This window comes from Streptomyces sp. NPDC047022 (assembly GCF_040644155.1).
GTDB lineage: Bacteria > Actinomycetota > Actinomycetes > Streptomycetales > Streptomycetaceae > Streptomyces.
On record NZ_JBEYVV010000012.1, the window covers coordinates 128,091 to 141,768 of the forward strand.

General features: G+C 69.6%; 13 protein-coding genes. 4 read left to right on the top strand and 9 right to left on the bottom strand.

Annotated elements, in window-relative coordinates:
* Positions 1 to 480 precede the first annotated feature (480 nt).
* Positions 481 to 2,439, top strand: a complete 1,959-nt coding sequence (locus ABZ845_RS15870; RefSeq protein ID WP_360978979.1) for an amino acid transporter — start codon at positions 481 to 483, stop codon at positions 2,437 to 2,439.
* A gap of 81 nt (positions 2,440 to 2,520) precedes the next feature.
* A complete protein-coding gene (locus tag ABZ845_RS15875) occupies positions 2,521 to 3,636 on the top strand; it encodes an LLM class flavin-dependent oxidoreductase (RefSeq protein WP_360978982.1) in 1,116 nt (371 codons plus the stop codon).
* Here the strand turns inward: ABZ845_RS15875 and ABZ845_RS15880 are convergent.
* The 4 genes from ABZ845_RS15880 to ABZ845_RS15895 all read right to left on the bottom strand — a co-directional run bounded on the left by ABZ845_RS15880 (position 3,554) and on the right by ABZ845_RS15895 (position 6,854).
* Positions 3,554 to 4,027 carry a nuclear transport factor 2 family protein gene (locus tag ABZ845_RS15880; RefSeq protein WP_360978985.1) on the bottom strand — a complete coding sequence of 158 codons (474 nt, stop codon included), beginning with the start codon at positions 4,025 to 4,027 and terminating at the stop codon, positions 3,554 to 3,556. The genes ABZ845_RS15875 and ABZ845_RS15880 overlap by 83 nt on opposite strands.
* Positions 4,028 to 4,226: 199 nt before the next feature.
* Positions 4,227 to 5,102 (bottom strand): lysophospholipid acyltransferase family protein, encoded by an 876-nt coding sequence (locus ABZ845_RS15885; protein WP_360979100.1) that lies wholly within the window; start codon positions 5,100 to 5,102, stop codon positions 4,227 to 4,229.
* A 125-nt stretch (positions 5,103 to 5,227) separates the two neighbouring features.
* On the bottom strand, positions 5,228 to 5,998 hold the full coding sequence (locus tag ABZ845_RS15890) for a GNAT family N-acyltransferase (protein WP_360978988.1): 771 nt from the start codon (positions 5,996 to 5,998) through the stop codon (positions 5,228 to 5,230).
* Positions 5,999 to 6,275: 277 nt separating this feature from the next.
* Positions 6,276 to 6,854, bottom strand: a complete 579-nt coding sequence (locus ABZ845_RS15895) for a helix-turn-helix domain-containing protein (RefSeq protein WP_360978991.1) — start codon at positions 6,852 to 6,854, stop codon at positions 6,276 to 6,278.
* Positions 6,855 to 7,001: 147 nt separating this feature from the next.
* Between ABZ845_RS15895 and ABZ845_RS15900 the strand changes: the two genes are divergently transcribed.
* Positions 7,002 to 7,763 (top strand): SDR family oxidoreductase, encoded by a 762-nt coding sequence (locus tag ABZ845_RS15900; RefSeq protein WP_360978994.1) that lies wholly within the window; start codon positions 7,002 to 7,004, stop codon positions 7,761 to 7,763.
* A gap of 14 nt (positions 7,764 to 7,777) precedes the next feature.
* Here the strand turns inward: ABZ845_RS15900 and ABZ845_RS15905 are convergent, their stop codons facing one another.
* Positions 7,778 to 8,338 (bottom strand): hemerythrin domain-containing protein, encoded by a 561-nt coding sequence (locus ABZ845_RS15905; RefSeq protein ID WP_360978997.1) that lies wholly within the window; start codon positions 8,336 to 8,338, stop codon positions 7,778 to 7,780.
* A 201-nt stretch (positions 8,339 to 8,539) separates the two neighbouring features.
* Between ABZ845_RS15905 and ABZ845_RS15910 the strand changes: the two genes are divergently transcribed.
* Positions 8,540 to 10,189 (top strand): cytochrome b N-terminal domain-containing protein, encoded by a 1,650-nt coding sequence (locus tag ABZ845_RS15910; protein ID WP_360979000.1) that lies wholly within the window; start codon positions 8,540 to 8,542, stop codon positions 10,187 to 10,189.
* Positions 10,190 to 10,210: 21 nt separating this feature from the next.
* Here the strand turns inward: ABZ845_RS15910 and ABZ845_RS15915 are convergent, their stop codons facing one another.
* The 4 genes from ABZ845_RS15915 to ABZ845_RS15930 all read right to left on the bottom strand — a co-directional run bounded on the left by ABZ845_RS15915 (position 10,211) and on the right by ABZ845_RS15930 (position 13,495).
* Entirely contained in the window at positions 10,211 to 10,603 is a 393-nt protein-coding gene (locus ABZ845_RS15915) for a cytochrome c oxidase subunit 4 (protein WP_360979003.1), read from the bottom strand.
* The gene (ctaD, locus tag ABZ845_RS15920; RefSeq protein ID WP_360979006.1) at positions 10,600 to 12,318 is read right to left on the bottom strand and encodes a cytochrome c oxidase subunit I; all 1,719 of its coding nucleotides are present in this window, start codon (positions 12,316 to 12,318) and stop codon (positions 10,600 to 10,602) included. Before ctaD ends, ABZ845_RS15915 begins: the two co-directional genes overlap by 4 nt.
* A 271-nt stretch (positions 12,319 to 12,589) precedes the next feature.
* On the bottom strand, positions 12,590 to 12,985 hold the full coding sequence (locus ABZ845_RS15925; RefSeq protein WP_360979009.1) for a TraR/DksA C4-type zinc finger protein: 396 nt from the start codon (positions 12,983 to 12,985) through the stop codon (positions 12,590 to 12,592).
* A gap of 63 nt (positions 12,986 to 13,048) precedes the next feature.
* Positions 13,049 to 13,495, bottom strand: a complete 447-nt coding sequence (locus tag ABZ845_RS15930) for an SPW repeat protein (protein ID WP_360979012.1) — start codon at positions 13,493 to 13,495, stop codon at positions 13,049 to 13,051.
* Positions 13,496 to 13,678 lie beyond the last annotated feature (183 nt).

The following is a 13,678-nucleotide window of genomic DNA, read 5'->3' on the forward strand; positions in this document are numbered from 1 at the left end:
CATCGCCCGGGCGAACCATCCGACGGGCACCGCCACCCACGGCTGCGCGTCGCCGCCCCGGCACCACACGGCCCGCCCCCGCCCCGGCTGCCCGCACGGCCGTTACCGCCGAGGAGGCGCGGGCGGCCGTCGACCGTCTCATCGCCGCCGAGCGCGCCGCACGGTCCGGCGCATTCGGCACTTGTCGGCCGCGCCGCCTGAACCGCACAACACGGACTGGCATGACGCTGCGTATTCGACCCTGGCACATCGGTCCCCTCGGTGAGCCCCGAAGCCACTGGGTCCGATTCCTGTGCTTTTGACGCGGCACTGATGTCGGTCTGATGGCGCTCTGACGGGATGCCCGTCGTTCTTAACGGAAGATTGACGCCGTTCACCCGGTCAGCCATGGGCCTGCGCGTCACTCTCTGCATACGCTAATGCGGCCGTCCGTGTGATGGCGCAAACCCTCACCTAGCCGTACCCCGGGAGAGCACGCCCATGGCCACCACCGAACACCCCCCTGCGAGCCGATTGCGGGCGTGGATGCTGGAGGGGCTGTCCGACATGGGCAAGGGTGCCCCTGAAGCCGACAGTGAGAAACAGCCGGTCCAGACCGGGCATCAAGGGCAGCGCTGGTGGCGGGTGATGTGCCTGACCGGCGTCGACTACTTCTCCACCCTCGGCTACCAGCCAGGCATCGCCGCCCTCGCCGCCGGACTGCTCTCCCCCATCGCCACCATCGTGCTGGTGATCGTCACCCTCGCCGGCGCCCTGCCCGTCTACCGGCGCGTCGCCGAAGAGAGCCCGCGAGGTGAGGGCTCCATCTCGATGCTGGAGCGGCTGCTGTCCTTCTGGCAGGGCAAGCTCTTCGTCCTCACCCTGCTCGGCTTCGCCGCCACCGACTTCCTGATCACCATCACCCTCTCCGCCGCCGACGCCTCCACCCACCTGGTCGAGAACCCCCACCTCACCAGCACCCTCCAGGGCCACCAGATGGCCATCACCCTCTTCCTGGTGGCCCTGCTCGGCGCGGTCTTCCTCAAGGGCTTCCTTGAGGCCATCGGCGTCGCCTTCGCCCTGGTCGGCATCTACCTGGCGCTCAACGTCGTCGTGGTCGTGGTCGGCCTGTGGCATGTGGCCACCGCCGGTCATGTGATCACCGACTGGTCGGGGGCCCTGACCGCCGAACACGGCAATGTCTTCGTCATGGTCGGCGTGGCGCTGATCGTGTTCCCGAAGCTGGCGCTCGGCCTGTCCGGTTTCGAGACGGGTGTCGCGGTCATGCCGCATGTGCAGGGCGACCCCGGCGACACCGAGGAGCGGCCCACCGGCCGTATCCGGGACACGAAGAAGCTGCTGACCACGGCCGCCGTCATCATGAGCGGCTTCCTGATCACCACCAGCTTCATCACCACGCTGCTGATCCCGGAGAAGCAGTTCCAGCCGGGCGGGCAGGCCAACGGCCGCGCCCTGGCCTACCTCGCGCACCAGTACCTGGGCGGCGCCTTCGGCACCGTCTACGACGTCTCGACCATCGCGATCCTGTGGTTCGCGGGCGCCTCCGCCATGGCCGGCCTGCTCAACCTGATGCCCCGCTACCTGCCCCGCTACGGCATGGCACCCCACTGGGCCCGCGCCGTACGACCCATGGTCATCGTCTTCACCCTGATCGCCTTCCTCGTCACCTGGATCTTCGACGCGAACGTCGACGCCCAGGGCGGCGCCTACGCCACCGGCGTCCTCGTCCTCATCAGCTCCGCCGCCATCGCCGTGACCATTGCCGCCCGCAAGGCCGGACAGCGCAAATGGACGATCGCCTTCGCCGTCATCTCCGCCGTCTTCCTCTACACCACCGTCGTCAACGTCATCGAACGCCCCGACGGCGTCAAGATCGGCGCCTGCTTCATCGCCGGAATCATCCTCGTCTCCCTGCTCTCCCGCCTCGCCCGCGCCTTCGAACTGCGGGTGACCAGCGTGACCCTCGACACCATGGCCGAACGGTTCGTCCGGGACATCGCCAGCCGGAAGATCCGGTTCATCGCCAACGAGCCCGACAACCGGGACGCCGCCGAGTACCGCGCCAAGATCGAGCAGATGCGCGCCGACAACGACATCACGCCTCAGGACGACGTCGTGTTCGTGGAGGTGACGGTCGGCGACCCGTCGGAGTTCGAGGGTGGGCTGACCGTACGGGGTGAGGTGCTGCACGACCGCTACCGCGTGCTGACGCTTGAGTCGACGTCGGTCCCGAACGCCCTGGCGGCGCTCATGCTGCACGTGCGCGACGCGACCGGCTGCATCCCGCACATCTACTTCGAATGGACCGAGGGCAGCCCCTTCACCAACTTCCTGCGCTTCTTCCTCTTCGGCCAGGGCGAGGTGGCCCCCGTGACACGAGAGGTACTGCGCGAGGCGGAACGGGACCGGGGGCGACGGCCCCGCGTCCACGTAGGCTGACCCCGGCGGCTCCCGGCTCTGCGCGCGGCACGCGCTCGCAGAGCCGGGGAATCTCAGGCCCGCGCAGGCGTTGAAGCTCGTGTGAGCTCAGTGATCGCGCAGGTCCGCTTCTCCGTACTCGACCGCTCGCGCACCCGTGAAGGGCATGACGCGAGCGAGGCCCTGCGGGACACCGTGCAACTGGCCCGGGAGGCCGAGCTTCTCGGCTACCACCGCTTCTGGGTGTCCGAGCACCACGGTGTGCCCGGTGTCGCGGGGTCCGCGCCGACCGTGCTCGCCGCGGCCGTGGCGGGGGCGACCGGCACGATCCGGGTGGGGACGGGCGGCGTGATGCTGCCCAATCACCGGCCGCTCGTCGTGGCCGAGCAGTTCGGGGTGCTGGAGTCGCTCTTCCCGGGACGGATCGACATGGGGCTCGGCCGGTCCGTCGGCTTCACGGACGGGGTGCGCCGGGCACTGGGCCGGGACAAGGGCGACGCGGACGACTTCGCGGCCCAACTCGACGAGCTGCTCGGTTGGTTCCGCGGCACCTCCGCCACCGGGGTGCACGCACGGCCCGCCGAGGGGCTGGCCGTGCCGCCTTTCGTGCTGGCCCTGGGCGAGGGCGCCGACATCGCCGCCCGGGCCGGGCTCCCCCTGGTCATCGGGGACCTGAGGAACCGGGAGAAGATGCTGCACGGGATCGAGCGCTACCGTGCGGGATTCCGGCCGTCCGTGTGGGCGGGCGAGCCGTACGTCATCGTGTCCGGCACGGTCGCCGTCGCCGGCACCCCGCAGGACGCCCGGCGCATCCTTCTGCCCGAGGCATGGTCGATGGCGTACGCGCGGACCCACGGCGCCTTCCCGCCGCTGCCGCCCGCGGAGCGCGTGGAGTCACTGGCGATGAGCGCCAAGGAGCGCGGTCTGTACGAGGCAGGGCTCACCGGCAATGTCGCGGGTACCGAGGAACAGGTCGCGGGCGAACTGGAGAACCTGCTCAAGGAGACGGGGGCGCAGGAGGTCCTCGTCACGACCAGTACGTACGACCGCGCGGCCCTCGTGGACTCGTACCGGAGGCTGGCGCGCGTCGCCGGGCTCGGCGCGCGGTCCAGCGGGCGAGCCGGCCCGCTGGGGGTCACAGGCCCAGATCGCTCAGGCCCGGATGGTCGTCCGGACGGCGTCCCAGGGGCCAGTGGTACAGCCGCTCCGACTCCTTGATGGGGAGGTCGTTGATGCACGCGTGGCGCCGGGTCATCAGGCCGTTCTCGTCGAACTCCCAGTTCTCGTTGCCGTAGGAGCGGAACCAGTTGCCGGAGTCGTCGTGGCTCTCGTAGGCGAAGCGCACGGCGATGCGGCTGCCGTCGAAGGCCCACAGTTCCTTGATGAGCCGGTAGTCCAGCTCCCGCCGCCACTTGCGGGTCAGAAAGGCGACGATCTCGTCACGGCCGGCGATGAACTCCGCGCGGTTGCGCCAGCGGGAGTCCACCGAGTAGGCGAGCGCGACCTTCCCGGGGTCGCGGGTGTTCCAGCCGTCCTCCGCCTGCCTCACCTTCTCCGCGGCCGTCTCCCGCGTGAAGGGCGGGAACGGGGGGCGCGGTTCGTCGGTCATGTCGCCTCCGTCGGTATGAGAGCCGGTCAGCCGTCCAAATCGTGCAGTGACATCGTCAGCCCTCCGCGCGACGACCGCCCGGCCGGTTCCGGCTCGGACCCGTCACCGTGTGGCCGCCGAAGCGCGGAGAACGTGCGTTCTCTGCTCGACGGCCACGATACGAGAACGCCGGTTCTCAGGCAAGGTCACCCTGTCCCCCTCATCGGCGCGGTGCCGGATGCGCGTGCTCCGCGGACGGCAGCCCGAGAGCTCGCTGGGCCTCTCGGGCCAGGGCGCGGCGGTCCGTTCCGGTGTCCGGTGCGAGCGCCGGGGTGAGCCGGACCTCCGCGACGAGCCGGTGCGCCGACACGACCCGCCACACCGATGTCAGCAGTGAGTCGCTCCCCACGAACGCGGGCGCGGAGCTGGCCTGCCCCCCGTCGAACCGGTAGAGGAGCCGCACCGGCTGGACGGGCACGCCCGCGTCCAGTGCCGCCTGGAAGGCCGCCCGCCGGAAGTACCCCTGCGCCCGGCCGCACCAGGTGCTGCCCTCGGGGAAGACCACGACCGCCGAACCGGCGCGCAGGCCGTCCGCGATCCGCGCGACCGTGTCCGGCAGCGCCCTCAGCCGGTCGCGGTCGATGAAGAGCGCTCCGCTCGCCGCCGTCAGCGCACCCGCCACCGGCCACTGCCGTATCTCGGTCTTCGCGAGCATCCTGCCGGGCCGGACGGCGGCGAGCAGCGGGATGTCCAGCCAGGAGATGTGGTTGGCGACCATCAGCAGCCCGCCGTGCCGCGGCGCCTCACCGGTGATCCGTACACGGACTCCGGCGGCGCTCACGACCACACGGCACCATGTCCTGATGATCCGCTCGCGCGGTGCCACGGCCAGCAGACGGACGGCGGGGAAGAGCGCGACGCCGCCGATGAGCAGGACCAGCACGCTCGCCAGCCGGAGCACGGCACGCGGTATCGCGCGCGCGGACGCCGTGGCGTCCACACAGGAGCCCGGCGTGCACGGGGCACTCGGCAGCCAGGCACTCGCGGGGGCGGCTGCCGCCCCGGCGGCGGCGTCCGCGCGGCGCGGCCCGGCCACCGTCGCGGGAGCCGGGATCGCCACCACGGCCGTGCCCTGGCCCGCGAGGACCGGAGTGCCGCGGCGCGGACGCAGGAGCACGGCGGTACGGGACACGTACCTCACAGCCGTTCTGGGCATCGTCGTCACGCCGGGACGAGGGAGAGGAAGTGCCGCAGGTAGCGCGCGTTGACCCGGCGCATCGACAGCAGGACGTACAAGTCGGCGACGCCGAAGTCCGGGTCGTGCGCGGGCTCGCCGCACACCCAGGCGCCCAGGCGCAGATAGCCGCGAAGCAGCGGCGGGAGCTCCTGGTGACCGGCGGAGGCCGGGGTGTCGGAGCGCCAGGGCAGCAACGGCCGCACGCGGTACTCCTCAGGGGCCAGGTGCTTGGTCCGTACCCGTTCCCAGGTGGCCGCGGCCATCGCGCCGCCGTCGGCGAGAGGCAGGGAGCAGCAGCCGGCGAGCCATTCGTGGCCGCCGTCGACCATGTAGCGGGCGATGCCCGCCCAGATCAGTCCGATGACCGTGCCGTCCCGATGATCGGGGTGGACGCAGGAGCGGCCGACCTCCACGAGCCCGGAGCGGATCGAGGCGAGCGGGCCGAGGTCGAACTCGCCCTCGGAGTAGAGCCGGCCGGCGATCGCGGCGCGCTCCGGCGGGAGCAGCCGGTAGGTGCCCACGACCTGGTCGGTCAGCGTGTCCCGGACGAGCAGGTGGTCGCAGTACGCGTCGAACGCGTCGATGTCGAGGCCCGGCTGCGGGGTGGCCAGGAGGGCACCCATCTCCCCGGCGAAGACGTCGTGACGCAGCCGCTGCGCCGCGCGGACGTCGTCCTCGTCACGGGCGAGGCTCACGGTGTAGCGGGCGGGTGCCACGGGCGATGGGGGGCTGGCGAGGGTGGAAACGCCGGTCATGGCTCTCTCCTGGTCACGTGCCGTTGGGGTGGGCTACCCCCTGCTCGAACGCCGCTGAGAGCCTGGGGTACGCGGACCCGGTCGGTGCGGTGCGCGCGATCCTGTTCTTCCGACGCCGGTTGGCGTACGCGTGACCACTGCCCGGAGGCTGGATGTGGGAATGCTGAATGCCAGGGGTGGCCCGGCCAAGGACCCGGGGTCCATGACCGTAGCCGATGTGACCGCGAGCCCCGGCCCGGCCGCTGTCCTTCGCCTGCCGACGCTTCCGGGACGGACGTCAGAGCGCTGTGCGATGCCTGAGGCCGTCGAGGATGAGATCGAGGAGGCGTTCGGCCTGTTCACGCTGGTCGGGTTTTCCTGAGGCGAGAGCGACGCCGGTGAGGGCGGCGAACATGTCCGGGGCGCTGATGTCCGGTCGGATGGTCCCGGCGGTGGTCGCGGCGTCCAGGAGCGAGGTGAGGGCGGTCATGATCAGCTCGCGGCTCTGGGCGTAGGGGTTGACGCCGGAGTCGACGACGGCACGAAGCGCATCGGCCATCCCCAGTTTCGCCGTGGCGTAGTCGATGAAGCGCCCCATCCAGGCGCGAAGCGCCTCGTGTGGAGGCATGGCCGCCAGGAGGTCGGGGGCGGCGTCGCACAGTCGGCTCAGTTCGTTGCGATAGGCGGCCTCGATCAGCAGTTCCCGGGTGGGGAAGTTCCGGTAGAGGGTGCCGGAGCCCACGCCCGCTTCCTTGGCGACGCGTTCGAGGTGCGCGTCCAGCCCTTCTTCGGCAAAGACTCGCGCGGCTGCGGTGAGGATCTTCTCCCGGTTGCGCCGTGCGTCGGCGCGCAGCGGTTTCCCGGCGCCTGTGGTCATGGGAGGGGGCCCTTCGTCGTCCAGGGTTGCTAAGTGGAGACGCCTCCGGTTATGTTCCATGAAGCGGCGGCGCCTCCACTTCTGAGTGTAGGGCACATGCCTCCGTCGCCCGCGCGGTGCGGGCACACCCACTCAGAGGAGAAAACGATGAGCCTCCCGCTCGAAGGCAAGGTCGCCGTCGTCACCGGCGGCGCGTCCGGCGTCGGCCTGGGGATCGCCCGCGAATTCGTGGACCAGGGAGCCTTTGTGGTCATCACCGACCTTGAACAGAAGCCGCTGGACGAAGCGGTCGCCGGGATCGGACCGAACTGCGCGGGCATCGTGGCCGACGTCACCGCGCTCGCGGACATGGAGGCCGTGTACGAGGAGATCAAGACCCGGTACGGGCGGCTCGACGCCATCGTCGCCAACGCCGGAATCGGCGCCCACGCACCGCTCGGTGAGATCACCGAGGCGCAGTTCGACCGGACCTTCGACGTCAACGCCAAGGGCGTCCTGTTCACCGTCCAGCCGGCCCTGCCGCTGCTGCCGCCCGGCGGCACCGTCGTCATCATCGGCTCGACGGCCTCCATCCAGCCGCCGCGCGGAATGGGGCTCTACGGAGGCTCGAAGGCCGCGGTACGCGCCTTCATCCGGTCCTGGATCCAGGACATCAAGGGCTCCGGCGTCCGCATGAACGTCCTCAGCCCGGGTGCGGTCGACACCGACTCCCTGCGGAACGCTCTGGGGATGGCGCAGGGCGCGGATCAGGTCGATGCCGCGGTCAGGCTCATGGGCGAGGGCAACCCGACAGGGCGGATCGCCGACCCCCGCGAAATGGGCAAGGCCGCGGCGTTCCTCTCCAGCAACGCCTCCAGCTTCATCACCGGCGTGGAACTCTTCGTCGACGGCGGCATGGCACAGGTCTGACCGGCCCGGTTCGCTCAGTGAAGACCGCGGCGGCTCATCCGGTCCCGTAGCCGGTCCCAGGGCCCCCGGACGGACGCGGTGAGCCGTGTCAGGCGCGGCGCGGCGGGCGCACCGGGCCGCGAACCGGCAGGGGCGAGCGCTTCGGTCCGGCGTGCCCCGGTCCCCGCGTCGCGCAGGACGGCGGCCGGGCTCATGGGCTGCAGGCGTGGGAAGACCCGCTGCTCCAGATCGACCACATGCCGGGTGACATCGGACGCGAGGGACAGCAACAGGTCCGTGTACCGCTCGTTCCGCGGCGCAACGGTCTCCAGGGACCTCAGCGTCTGCTCGATGTCCCTGTCCACGGCGAGCAGCCCGTGCGTCCACTGGTCACCGTCCGGGACGTAGCGGCGCACGAGCGGGTGCAGGTGTTCCCTCTCCGTCACCAGATGGCGCACCAGGCAGCCGCTGACCTGTTCGACGAATGAGGTGCGCTCATCGCTGCCGGGTTGCGCGGACCGCACACGGTCGAGCAGGCTCTGGATCCTGCGGTGGTCCGCCGCAAGCTCCTCGAGGATGTCGCGGTCGCTCCCCACGTGTGCTCCTTGAAGACGGGCCGACGGGCACCGGCTGCTGCCCGAGTGGGGGTTCCCGCCGGCTCACGGTTTCATGCTCCTGCGCTACCCGCCACTGGTTGCTGGTTGAGGAACGCGGCCGTCGGGTATTCCTGCGCCCGTCGTGTGACCCAGGGGGTCGCGCGTCCCACACGGAAGGCGAACGAGGAGCGTGGTGCGGGCATGCTGCTACGGCGACGCGGGGAAAGGACGACGGGAAGGGCGCGGCAGGGGGCCTTCCGGGCGTATGTCGCGGCCGACCGGCGGTCGCCCGTGTCGGAACTCGCCGGTCAGCTGATGCGCAAGGCCTTCCCCGACCACTGGTCGTTCTTCCTGGGGGAGATCGCGCTCTACAGCTTCGTCGTCCTCTTGCTGACGGGGACCTACCTCACGCTCTACTTCGATCCCAGCCTGGTCAAGGTGCCCTACAAGGGCCCCTATGTGCCGTTGCGGGGACTGCTCGTCTCGCAGGCGTACGACTCGACGCTTCATCTGAGCTTCGATGTGCGCGGCGGTCTGCTGATGCGGCAGATGCACCACTGGGCGGCCCTCGTCTTCGTGGCCGCCATCGGCGTCCACATGATGAGGGTCTTCTTCACGGGTGCCTTCCGCAGGCCCCGGGAGATGAACTGGGTCATCGGGCTGACGCTGTTCCTGCTCGCCCTGCTGGAGGGCTTCTGCGGCTACTCGCTGCCGGACGACCTGCTGTCCGGCACGGGGCTGCGCACCGCCAACTCCATCGTCCTGTCGATCCCGGTTGTCGGCACCTACCTGAGCTTCCTGTTCTGGGACGGTCAGTTCCCCGGCACCGCGATCAACCGCCGTCTGTACATCACTCATGTGCTCTTCGTCCCCGGCGCCCTCATCGCCCTGGTCACCGTGCATCTGATCATGGTGATCTATCTGAAGCACACTCAGTGGGCGGCACCCGGGAAGACCAACCGCAACGTCGTCGGCCGGCCGATGTTCCCCTCGTTCGTCGCCAAGTCGACCGGACTGTCGCTGATCGTCGGCGGCGTCACCGCATTGCTGGGAGCGGTCGCACAGATCAACCCCGTGTGGGTCTTCGGCCCGTACCGGCCCGATCAGGTCTCCACCGACGCCCAGCCGGACTGGTACGTGGGATTCCTCGAGGGAGCGCTGCGGCTGATGCCCGGCGCCGAATGGAACATCGCCGGTCACACCTTCATGTGGAACGTCTTCCTGCCCGCGGTCGCGCTTCCGGGCCTGCTGTTCGCGGTGCTCTACCTGTATCCCTTCTTCGAGTGCTGGGTCACGGGTGACATGGTGGAGCACCATCTGTGCGACCGGCCCCGGGACAAGCCCACAAGGACAGCCCTCGGCGTGGCGGCCATCGCCTGGTACGCGGTACTGCTCATGGCCGGTGGCAACGACGTACTGGCCGTCTGGTTCCACTTCTCCGTCAACGAACTGACATGGATCTTCCGGGTCGCCTTCTTCGTCCTCCCGGTCCTGGCCTACCTGGTGACCCGACGCGCCTGCCTCGGCCTGCAGCGGCATGACCGCAGGCTGCTTGAGGAGGGCGAGGAGTCCGGTGAGGTGTACCAGGACCTCGCGGGCGGGATGAGCGAGCCGCAGGAGCCGGTCGACCGTGCCCAGCGGTACAAGTCGCTGGTGCGCGACATCCCGCGACCGCTGCGGCATCCAGGACCGGGAGCGCCGTTGCGGAGCAGGATGCGGGCGGCCCTCAGCTCGTGGTACTTCGGCGAACGAGTCGACATGCCCGCGACGGCGGAGGAACGCCTCCAGGCGGGCGGCCGGACCGCCGATCCCGTGTCGGGCGGCGTCGGGGGCGAGGAGAAGGCCGGCTGACCTGTCGGGGACGGCGGGGCCCTATCCGCCGACTCGCCCGTTGTACTGGAACACCATGCCGAACAGCCCGACCGCCAGGATCCCGAGGCCCATAAGGATCAGCCAGATGCCGTAGACGATCCCGTTGGCGACCACCGTGGCGCCGACAGCGGTCACCACCGGATGCCGGCTGTGCGGGGGGAAGAAGTCGACGCGCCCGGTGCGCTCACGGATCTCCGAGCCCGGTCGGTCCTCGGGACGCAGGCCTTTGCGCCGGTAATTGATGAACGAGAAGAAGGCGATCACGGACGCCATGAGGAACGACACGCTGAGCGCCGCGATACCCGCGGGCTCCCGCGCGAACCAGATGTAGGCGACGTCGGTGACGAGGAAGAACACGGCCACGCCGGCGAAGAGGTACGCCTCGGACTTCATTCGGTCGCTGTCCCTAGGGTGTCGGGGGTCGGTTCCACGGCTCCGCGAGCCTGCGCGGGCAACTGCTCCTGGAACTCCGGATGGTGCAGGTCGAAGGCGGGAGAGTCGGAACGGACCCGGGGCAGCGCCGTGAAGTTGTGCCGGGGCGGAGGACATGAGGTGGCCCATTCGAGGGAGCGGCCGTATCCCCATGGATCGTCCAGGTTCACCTTCGGTGCGTACCTGGTGGTCCTCCAGACGTTGTAGAGGAAGGGCAGCGTGGAAAGCCCCAGCAGGAAGGCGCCGATCGACGACACGGTGTTGAGGGTGGTGAACCCGTCGGCCGGGAGGTAGTCGGCGTAGCGGCGCGGCATGCCGCTCTCCCCCAGCCAGTGCTGCACGAGGAAGGTGGTCTGGAAGCCGATGAACAGCGTCCAGAAGTGGATCTTTCCGAGGCGCTCGTCGAGCATGCGGCCCGTCAGCTTGGGCCACCAGAAGTAGAAGCCGCCGAACATGGCGAAGACGATCGTCCCGAAGAGCACATAGTGCAGGTGGGCGACGATGAAGTAGGTGTCGGTCAGGTGGAAGTCGAGAGCGGGTGACGCGATGAGGATGCCGCTGAGCCCCCCGAGCAGGAAAGTGACGAGGAAGCCGAGCGACCACAGCATGGGAGTCTCGAAGGAGACGCTGCCGTGCCACATGGTGCCGATCCAGTTGAAGAACTTCACCCCCGTGGGGACGCCGATCAGGAAGGACATGAAGGAGAAGAAGGGCAGGAGCACCGCACCCGTGGCGAACATGTGATGGGCCCATACGGCGGCCGACAGCATGGTGATCGCGATGGTCGCGCTCACCATGCCGACGTAGCCGAACACGGGCTTGCGGCTGAACACCGGCAGGATCTCCGTGACGACGCCGAAGAACGGCAGCGCCACGATGTAGACCTCCGGATGGCCGAACCACCAGAACAGATGCTGCCACAGCAGAGCCCCGCCGCTGGCCGGGTCGAAGATGTGCGCGCCGTACTGCCGGTCGGCCACCAGTGCCAGCAGAAGCGCCGCGAACACGGGGAAGGCCAGCAGGACGAGGACGGACGTGAACAGCACGTTCCAAGTGAAGATCGGCATCCGGAACATCGTCATGCCGGGACAGCGCAGACAGATGATCGTCGCGATGAAGTTGACGGCGCCAAGCGTGGTGCTGACGCCCGAAAGCACCAGTCCCATGGCCCACAGGTCACCGCCCTGGCCCGGGCTGTGCACCGCGTCGTTCAGCGGGGAGTAGGCGAACCAGCCGAACGGCGCCGGGCCGTTGCTCACCAGGAAGCCGGACATGACGGTGAGTCCGCCGAAGAGGAACAGCCAGTAGGTCAGGGCGTTGAGCCGGGGGAAGGCCACGTCGGGGGCGCCGATCTGCAGGGGCATGACGGCGTTCGCGAAGCCGGTGAACGTGGGCGTCGCGAAGAGCAGCATCATGATGGTGCCGTGGATCGTGAACAGCTGGTTGTACTGCTGCTCATTGACGAGCTGGAGCCCCGGCCGGGCGAGTTCCGCGCGCATCAGCATCGCCAGCAGTCCGGCGACCAGGAAGAAGCCGAACGACGTGACCAGGTAGAGATTGCCGATCTTCTTGTGATCGGTGGTGGTCAGACAGTCCCTGATCCTCTCACCCGTGCGCACGCGGGGGCTCTCGACGGCGTCCTCCTCCTGCCCCGGCGTCGGGTGCGGCTTCGGCATGAGCGCCCTCCAGCGTGCGCCGACGAGTCGGCCTCCGTGACGAACGCAAGGGGGTTAGCCCCCATGACCTCCGCGTAAACATCCTCCGGACCCGGCGGCCGGCCTCATCGCGGCACCGCGGAACCCCGGTCAGCCGTCCGGCGCTGAATCACGGCCGCCCGGGTGAACTTTGCTCGGACCACACGAATGGGGGACGCGGCTCACGAAACGGCTGGACCCCCCGCCGGCGTCGTTTCCGTCCGCGCACCGCCGGCCTCCGCGTCGCCCGGCGTCACAGGCGGCCGTATGCCTCCTCGCATCTCACACATCGTTCCGCGTGCGGCACGGCGAGTATCCGCTCCCTGTCCACCTGGCGTCCGCAGTCCAGGCACCGCCCGAAACTGTGGTCGTCGAGGCGGCCGAGTGCGGCCACCGTCCGGGAAAGTGCCGCGCCCGCGCGGTCCTGCTGCAGCCGGAGCTGCTCGAGTGAGATCGTCTTCACGCCGACGTCAGCGGCGTCCAGCTCGCAGTCCTCGCGCAGCGAGGACAGTGCGGAGTCGATATCGACGAGTTCGTGTCGCAGCTCCTGTGCCTGAGCTGTCAGTGCCGTGCGCACTGCCCGCAGGTCGGCGTCCCCGACCGTGTTCCCCTCAGGGGCGACCAGGCTTCTGTTCCGGCGCGCCGTCACGTTCGAAACCACCTTCGCTTCCGCGGTCCCGGCCGGACGCCGGAACGGAACACCTCGAGCCCCCTACGGGGCCGCAACGCCGCGTCCGGCCCGGGGCGTACGCCGCTCACCGGCGGAGGAGGCCGCGGCCAGGCCCAGCAGCAGAGCGATGGCGCCGACGATGACGTTGCTCACCACCGTCCTGGTCGTGCTGGCGTGACCGGCGACGACCCACGGCGCGATGATGGTCCACACGCCCAGTGCACAGGCCGCCCATGCCATGCTGTGCGTACGCTCGTACGCGCGCCCGAATCCACCGCTCATCAACAAGGCGTAGGCGATGCCCACGATCAGATTGGTGACCGCCAGCGTGGACAGGGTGCTGAACCCCGCGATCCACGGGGAGGCCGCCAGGTAGACGCCGGTGAGCAGAGCCAGCGTCTCGATCCCCTGTGCCTTGGGGGTACTGGTGGCGCGCTCCGCCATCTCGTGACGGTTGCGCATGGCGATGATGTCGGGATGGGTCTCCATCGACGACCTCGAAGAGGTTGTCACTCCCCTCACCTCCGAAAGCTCGGTCCGATAGACATCGGCCCCCGGGTACCCCTGTGCTCTACGTCGAACCGGGCATACCGCACTCGGCCCGCCGCGTGACGCGGCGGTTCTCGGCGCGCTGGCCCTCGCCTTCGTGACCTACGCCCTGATCGAGGCCCG